Origin of the sequence: Citrobacter sp. Cpo221, assembly GCF_030332345.1 — a bacterium.
In the GTDB taxonomy this organism is placed as follows: Bacteria; Pseudomonadota; Gammaproteobacteria; order Enterobacterales; family Enterobacteriaceae; genus Citrobacter; species Citrobacter portucalensis.
In genome coordinates this window covers 41,602-49,634 of the sequence record NZ_JAOWIA010000055.1, presented here as the reverse complement: position 1 = coordinate 49,634, position 8,033 = coordinate 41,602, and the positions used below count along the sequence as shown (strand labels likewise).

At 54.3% G+C, this 8,033-nt stretch carries 6 protein-coding genes; 3 read left to right on the top strand and 3 right to left on the bottom strand.

Annotated elements, in window-relative coordinates; genetic code table 11:
• Positions 1-55: 55 nt before the first annotated feature.
• Positions 56-753, top strand: a protein-coding gene (locus OGY72_RS14200; protein WP_103215986.1) for an IS1-like element IS1A family transposase whose coding sequence is annotated in 2 segments (ribosomal slippage) — positions 56-305 and positions 305-753 — 699 coding nt in all. Because the reading frame shifts where the segments join, the coding sequence is not laid out codon by codon here.
• 1 nt (position 754) lies between these two features.
• A complete protein-coding gene (locus OGY72_RS14195) occupies positions 755-1,999 on the top strand; it encodes a KPHS_23130 family T6SS system protein (RefSeq protein ID WP_502873600.1) in 1,245 nt (414 codons plus the stop codon).
• A 71-nt stretch (positions 2,000-2,070) separates the two neighbouring features.
• Here OGY72_RS14195 and OGY72_RS14190 read toward each other — a convergent pair whose 3' ends face one another.
• The 3 genes from OGY72_RS14190 to OGY72_RS14180 form a co-directional block, all read right to left on the bottom strand.
• Positions 2,071-3,012, bottom strand: a complete 942-nt coding sequence (locus tag OGY72_RS14190; protein ID WP_003826688.1) for an ABC transporter substrate-binding protein — start codon at positions 3,010-3,012, stop codon at positions 2,071-2,073.
• Between the two features lie 88 nt (positions 3,013-3,100).
• Positions 3,101-4,096: an ABC transporter permease subunit gene (locus OGY72_RS14185; protein ID WP_286548010.1), complete on the bottom strand. Its 996-nt coding sequence runs from the start codon at positions 4,094-4,096 to the stop codon at positions 3,101-3,103.
• Positions 4,089-5,612 carry a sugar ABC transporter ATP-binding protein gene (locus tag OGY72_RS14180; protein WP_149281896.1) on the bottom strand — a complete coding sequence of 508 codons (1,524 nt, stop codon included), beginning with the start codon at positions 5,610-5,612 and terminating at the stop codon, positions 4,089-4,091. The genes OGY72_RS14185 and OGY72_RS14180 overlap by 8 nt, the downstream gene beginning before the upstream one ends.
• Positions 5,613-5,726: 114 nt before the next feature.
• On the opposite strand from OGY72_RS14180, the gene OGY72_RS14175 reads away from it, so the two are divergent.
• The gene (locus OGY72_RS14175) at positions 5,727-7,991 is read left to right on the top strand and encodes a hybrid sensor histidine kinase/response regulator (protein WP_286548007.1); all 2,265 of its coding nucleotides are present in this window, start codon (positions 5,727-5,729) and stop codon (positions 7,989-7,991) included.
• Positions 7,992-8,033 lie beyond the last annotated feature (42 nt).

The window sequence follows — 8,033 nt, the reverse complement described above, 5'->3', positions numbered from 1 at the left end:
GGTGATGCTGCCAACTTACTGATTTAGTGTATGATGGTGTTTTTGAGGTGCTCCAGTGGCTTCTGTTTCTATCAGCTGTCCCTCCTGTTCAGCTACTGACGGGGTGGTGCGTAACGGCAAAAGCACTGCCGGACATCAGCGCTATCTCTGCTCTCACTGCCGTAAAACATGGCAACTGCAGTTCACTTACACCGCTTCTCAACCCGGTACGCACCAGAAAATCATTGATATGGCCATGAATGGCGTTGGATGCCGGGCAACCGCCCGCATTATGGGCGTTGGCCTCAACACGATTTTACGTCACTTAAAAAACTCAGGCCGCAGTCGGTAACCTCGCGCATACAGCCGGGCAGTGACGTCATCGTCTGCGCGGAAATGGACGAACAGTGGGGCTATGTCGGGGCTAAATCGCGCCAGCGCTGGCTGTTTTACGCGTATGACAGGCTCCGGAAGACGGTTGTTGCGCACGTATTCGGTGAACGCACTATGGCGACGCTGGGGCGTCTTATGAGCCTGCTGTCACCCTTTGACGTGGTGATATGGATGACGGATGGCTGGCCGCTGTATGAATCCCGCCTGAAGGGAAAGCTGCACGTAATCAGCAAGCGATATACGCAGCGAATTGAGCGGCATAACCTGAATCTGAGGCAGCACCTGGCACGGCTGGGACGGAAGTCGCTGTCGTTCTCAAAATCGGTGGAGCTGCATGACAAGGTCATCGGGCATTATCTGAACATAAAACACTATCAATAAGTTGGAGTCATTACCCCCGTCGCTAATCGTGTTAGCAATCTGGTGTGTGGTGGTAATCACTTACGGTGTTATATCTTTTCCATGTTACTATGCGGGTTATCTTGAGAAGTATGGTATGAACCAGTGGAAAAACTGGGCAATACGGGCATTGCCTCTTTTAGACTATTCATCCATTCTCCCGGTGCCTGAACTGGCATTAAAAATTCAGAAATTAGAGGGTGAAGCGCCAGCAGGTTCTGCAACGCCGTTACGCATTGATATTGAAGTTGACTCAATGGATGACACCAGAGTTGATAAAGTACTAAGGCAGTTGATAGAGCCCCTCAAATGTTCTCTTGTCAGGGATTATCGGCCTTTTACTACCTGGCTGTACGTTAAGGGAGCGGATGACACTATCGGCAATAGTTTCAAGGCGGTGCTGGCAAGTCTGAGCATCCCCAAAGATAAGGTCGGAAAAATTAATATTCTTCACAAATGCCCTGATTATTTTTTAATAAATGAGTGGGTTGATTTAAATATTTCTGAAAATAACCTGGTTATTACCGTTGAGTTGCATGATGAAAATAATGCTGATTTTTTTGAAAGTGCTAATGCCTTTATTTTTACCAATACACAACTGCTTAAAGATAAAGACACACCTTTATATTTATTACGCATGATGGACAGTACCCCTTACTATCTTGATGAAATCGTAAGTACATATCTTTCTGCACAGCAAGTTGATGTTAGTAAAATTAAAAAACTATGGTTCAACTCACTGGATAAGCAGTCAAAATTCGTATTGTTTAGTGGGATAGAAAACGCAAAAACGAGCATTTTGGCCGATAGTCGATATGAACTGGAGGCCGTCACTGGGCAAAGCACAGAGGTTCAGCGCTGGGTTGTATTAGCGTTGGCTGCGGATGCTGCAAAATATGGTCAAGGCCATCAGTTATTCGCCAGTACATCCGCAGATACTATTCAATCCGGCATAATAGCTGCTAAATATCCAGGATGCTGGCCTGCACTTGATAAGCTGGATTTCCATGATTATTGGAGAGTCATAAAATTGTGCGCAATTATTTTATGGTGTATGGGATTTGTAAGTCTCGTACCACTAGAACTGTTCCAAAGTCACCCCTGGTATACGTTTGCACCTTTGGTTATTGGTATTCTGGTTATTTACACGGCGGTTATGATTTTTTCTTTTATACTGAGTCATAATATAGAAGAGGAAATGGATATTTATTACTCTCAGTTTTTATGAGGTAAGCGCCCTGACGGGCGCTCTTGCTTCTTTGACTCTCTTTGTGGCAGGAGCCTTAGTCGGTTCAGGATTTATTTCACCGTCCAACCCTTATAACTGCCGACGTTGTTTTTATCGATCATCGTCACCGGGATCAGCACGGGTTCTTTCGGGGCGGGTTTCCCCTGCAATATGTCATAGCCGATTTCGACCGCTTTGGCAGCCATCACCTGCGGATCTTGTGCCGGAGTCGCCACAAATAGTGAGTTTTCGCGCTTCAGCGCTTCTTCACCGTCTGGGGATCCATCTACGCCGACAATAAAGAATTCGCTACGCTGCGCCTGTTTTGCCGCCAGATCGGCACCGATCGCCGTCGGATCGTTAATGGCGAATACGCCGTCGATCTTCGGATTTGCCGCCAGCAGCGCGGTCATGATCTCCAGCCCGCCTTCGCGACTGCCTTTGGCGTTTTGGTTATGCGATAGCACCTTGATGTCAGGGTGGCGTTTAAACTCAGTCTGGCAGCCTTCCACGCGGTTCTGGACGGCGGAAACCGGCGGCCCGTTGATGATGACGACGTTGCCTTTGCCTTTCAGGCGGTCGGTAATGTATTTACAGGCCATTTCACCTGCCTGGGTGTTATCGGAGGTAATGGTCGCGTCTGCGCCTTCCGCTGCCACGTCAACGGCAACCACCACGATCCCGGCGTCTTTCGCGCGTTTTACCGCCGGGCCGATGCCCTTGGAGTCGGCGGCGTTAAGGATAATCATGTCGACTTTGGCGGCAATAAAGTTGTCGATCTGCGACACCTGTTGCCCCAAATCGTAACCGCTGGAAACCAGCGTTACTTTAACGCTATCACCTGCCAGCTTGCGTGCTTCCAGCTCCGCGCCTTTGGTGATCTGCACGAAGAACGGGTTGGCCAGATCGCCCACCGTAACGCCAATCGATTTCAGTTCTTTTGCCTGCACAAACGGAGCTGCAGCAAGCAGGGCGCCAGCACAGAGCGCGGTCACTAATGGCTTCAAACGCATACTCGTTTCCTCACGTAGGGTATTGTTGTTATACGCCTGATGGCGCTGCGCTTATCAGGCCTACGAATGAGCAGGCCAGTAAGCTTGTCTATGCACTTTGATGGTGTCGGGTACGGTATTTGTCGATTAGCACCGCTATGATGATCACCGCCCCTTTGATCACCAGTTGCCAGAAATAGGAGACGCCCATTAGCGTCATGCCGTTATTGAGCGTGGCGATTATCAACGCCCCCACCAGCGTGCCGGTGATGGTGCCGATCCCGCCAACAAAGCTGGTGCCGCCGAGGATCACCGCCGCGATGGCGTCCAGCTCGTAACCCATACCTAAGTTGCCGTTGGCGCTATACAGCCGCGAGGCGCTCATCACCCCGCCAAGACCTGAGAGCAAACCGCTCATGCCGTAGACGAACAGCAGCACCAGCCACACTTTGATCCCGGTTAAACGTGCGGCCTGCATATTGCCGCCGACCGCGTAGATATGAACGCCGAGCGTGGTGCGGCGCAGAATGAACCAGCACACCACCACCACCGCCAGCGCAATGACCACCAGCCACGGAACCGGGCCGAGATAGTTGTTACCGATCCACTCAAAGCTGATATTGGAGTTAATCACCGTTGTACCGTCGGCCAGCAGATAGGCCACGCCGCGCAGCGCCGTATAGGTTCCAAGCGTGACGATAAACGGCGGTAGTCCGGCAAAAGCGACCAGCGCGCCGTTAAATAATCCCAGCACCAGGCCGAGCATAAGCGCCGCCGGAATTGACAGCATGGCAAGCTCAGGAATAAGAGAAACGACCATGGCTGCGACGGCGGTGGTGCCGAGAATCGAGCCAACCGAGAGGTCGATCCCGCCGGTCAAAATAATGAAGGTCATGCCAGCCGCCAGCACGATGTTGATCGACGCCTGACGGGTTATATTCAGCAGGTTGCTTTCGGTAAAAAAGTTGGGCGCGATAAAGCCAAATACCGCCACAATCAGGATGAGAATCGGTAAGATGCCGACTGTTTGCATCAGATCGCTCATCAGCATTCTTTTCGCGGAGGCGGATTTCGCCACCTGATGGGGAGGGGTTGGATTATTCATGGGGCACCGCCTGATGGTGGGAGTCGTTCACGCCGGTAGCCAGCGTCATAATATTTTCCTGGGTAATACTTTGTCCGTTCAGCTCGCCGGCAATGCTTCCTTCCCGCATGACGTACACGCGATCGCTCATGCCGACGACTTCCGGCAGTTCGCTGGAGATCATCAGGATCGCTACGCCTTTGCGCGCCATATCGTTCATGATCCGGTAGATCTCGCTTTTGGCGCCAACATCCACGCCGCGCGTGGGTTCATCGAGGATCAAAATACGTGGGCCGATCGCGACCCAGCGTGAAATCAGCAGTTTTTGCTGATTTCCGCCAGACAGCCCGCCCGCGCGTACCTGTGCGTGCGGCACGCGGATGTTGAGCAGCTTGATGGCGTCATCGGAAATAGCCTGCGCCTTTTTGCGATCGAGCATGCCCCAGTTGGCGTCACGCTCCAGCGTTGCCATGGTGATGTTTTCTGCCGCTGCCAGCTCTAAAAATAATCCCTGCTCTTTGCGGTTTTCCGTCAGAAAGCCAATGCCGTGGTCAATCGCCTCGCGCGGGGAGTGGATCACTACCGGTTCACCGTCTACTTCAATCATGCCGCCGATGGCTTTACGAACGCCAAAAATCAACTGAGCCAGCTCAGAACGCCCGGCACCGACTAACCCGGCCAGGCCGACGATCTCCCCGGAGCGTACCAGCAAACTGCACGGCTGCACTTTGTTGCCATCAGTCAGGTGATGAACGTTGAGGCGCGCTTTACCTAAGGGAATGTCGCGCTCTTTGTTGAACAGATCGCTCAACGGACGGCCCACCATCATGCGCACCAGCTCCGAGGCGTTGAGCTTGTCGCGGGTCAGACTGCCAACATATTGCCCGTCGCGCAGGACGCTGACGCGGTCCGAGAGTTCGTACACTTCCGCCATGCGGTGGCTGATGTAGATAATCGCCATCCCCTCATCGCGCAGACGCATGATCAGTTCAAACAGGCGATGGGTTTCACGTGAGGAGAGGGCGGCGGTGGGTTCATCCATTACCAGAATGCGGCTTTTACGGTGCAGGGCACGGGCAATTTCCACCTGCTGCTGTTCGGCGATGGTCAACGTCATCACACGGTCGCTGGCCTTAAACTGGGCACCGAGTCGGTCGATGACTTTCTGTGACTGCATCACCATCTCTTTACGCTGGACCAGACCGCCGCGCGACAGCTCGCTGCCAAGAAAGATATTTTCCGCTACCGTCAGGTTCGGCGCGAGCTGCATCTCCTGATAAATCAGCGTAATGCCTGCGCTAAGTGCATCTTTGGGACCGCGAATGTGGAACGGCTGACCGTCAATCAGGATCTCACCGCTGGTGGCGGTATAGGCCCCCGCGAGGATCTTCATCAGGGTACTCTTCCCCGCGCCATTCTCGCCCATCAGGGCATGAATCTCGCCCGGCCAGACCGTTAAATCGACCCCTTTCAGCGCGTAAAATTTGCCAAACGCTTTAGCAATGTTGCGCATCTCCAGAACCGGTGTCCTGCTCATGGCGGATCTCCTGTGGGGTGGCCGATATCAGCAGTCCATCACAGGAATGTAAATGCAAAATGTCAGAAGCCGTTCATATTTGTCATATTGCGATTTTTCTTCACGGAGCGTGATATGCCGCAACCGGGACGTCACTTTTTCGCCAGTGCGCGCGGACGATTGCTGTTCTTCAATCTGCTGGTGGTGGCGGTCACGCTGATGGTGAGCGGCGTGGCGGTGCTGGGTTTTCAGCACGCAAGCCAGATTCAGGAGCCGGTGCAGCAGCAAACCGTTGACGACATGACCGGCAGCATGAACCTGGCGCGCGATACGGCGAACGTGGCGACGGCGGCAGTGCGGCTGTCGCAGGTGGTCGGGGCGCTGGAATACAAAGGGGAAGCGGAGCGGCTGCAGGAGACGCAAAGGGTGCTGAAGCAGTCGCTGGAACAACTGGCTACCGCGCCGCTGGCGCAGCAAGAGCCGGTGCTGGTCGAGCGTATTATCCAGCGCAGTAATGAACTACAAAGCAGCGTAGAAGGGATGTTGCAGCGCGGGCAGCGGCGACACCTGGAGCGTAACGCGTTGCTCAGTTCGCTGTATCAAAATCAAAGCTATTTACGTCATCTGCAAAAGTTGATCGGCGCGCAGGATGATGCGCTGCTGGGGCAGATGGACCGCTTAATTGTTGCCGCCATCGACACGCCCACGCCGCGTTCGGTGGTGAAACAACTGGATGCGGTGATGCCTGCGCTTCCCTTGCGCCATGCTAGTCCGCTGATTAGCGGTATCCTCAACGACTTCAACCAGGAGCTGCATAAGCTGGAGCCACTCTCTTCCGCGCTGGAGCAGAGCGATTTGGCCATCAACTGGTATATGTTTCATATCAAAGCGCTGGTGGCGATCCTCAACAGCGATATCAATCAGTATGCCTCGCAGGTGGCGCTGATCTCAGAGCAGCGGGTGGCGCAAAGCCATCAGGAACTGCAATCCGGCGCGTTGTTTATTTTAGTGTTTGCGCTGCTGGCGGTGGTGATCACCGGTTTTGCCGGGTGGTATATCTACCGTAATCTCGGCTCCAACCTGACGGCCATTTCACGGGCGATGACCCGGCTGGCGCACGGTGAATCAGACGTCAGCGTCCCGGCCCTGCAGCGGCGTGATGAGTTAGGCGAGCTGGCCCGCGCCTTTAGCGTCTTTGCCCGGAATACGGCGTCGCTGGAGCACACCACCCGACTGCTAAAAGAAAAAACCAGCCAGATGGAAATCGATCGCACCGAGCGTCAGGGGCTGGAAGAAGCGCTGTTGCACAGCCAAAAGCTGAAGGCGGTGGGGCAACTGACGGGTGGATTAGCACATGATTTCAATAACCTGCTGGCGGTTATTATTGGCAGTCTGGATCTGGTGAATCCGGAGTCGCCCGATGCGCCACGGGTCAATCGGGCGCTAAAAGCCGCCGAGCGCGGGGCGCTGCTTACCCAGCGACTGCTGGCCTTTTCGCGCAAACAGTCGTTGCACCCTCATGCGGTGGAGCTGAAAACGCTGCTGGAAAATCTGGGCGAACTGATGCGCCACTCTCTTCCGGCCACGTTGACGCTGGAGATTGAAGCCCAGTCTCCCGCCTGGCCCGCGTGGATTGACGTCAGCCAACTGGAAAACGCCATTATCAATCTGGTGATGAACGCCCGTGACGCCATGGACGGGCAGGCGGGCACGATTAAAATCCGTACCTGGAATCAGCGGGTCACGCGCAGCGATGGGCGCAAGCAGGATATGGTGATGCTGGAGGTTGCCGACCAGGGAAGCGGGATGTCACAGGAGGTGAAAGCCCAGGTCTTCGAGCCGTTTTTCACCACCAAACAGACCGGTAGCGGCAGCGGACTGGGGCTGTCGATGGTCTACGGTTTTGTGCGCCAGTCCGGTGGCCGGGTGGAGATTGAAAGCGCTCCCGGGCAGGGAACGACGGTCAGGTTGCAACTACCTCGTGCCGTTGTGCCGGTGCAGGCTCAAGTGGAAGCGGTAGCGGTACATGCGGCGAACAGCGGTGAAAAACTGGTGTTGGTGCTCGAGGATGAGGACGATGTACGCCAGACGTTGTGCGAGCAATTACACCTGCTGGGCTACCTGACGTTAGAGGCCGCAAACGGGGAACAGGCGATGCATATGCTGGCGGTTTCATCCGAGATTGATATTTTTATTAGCGACTTAATGCTGCCAGGTGGTTTAAGCGGCGTGGATGTGGTTAACCATGCCCAGGCACATTATCCGCAGTTGTCCATCCTGCTGATAAGCGGTCAGGATTTACGTCCGGCGCATAACCCGGCGTTGCCGGATGTGGCGCTATTGCGTAAGCCTTTTACTCGGGGAGAGCTGGCGCAGGCGCTGCGGCATTCGCGTAATTGAGATTCCTCCGCTACCCGCGCAAATACGCTTTGATTACCGTGG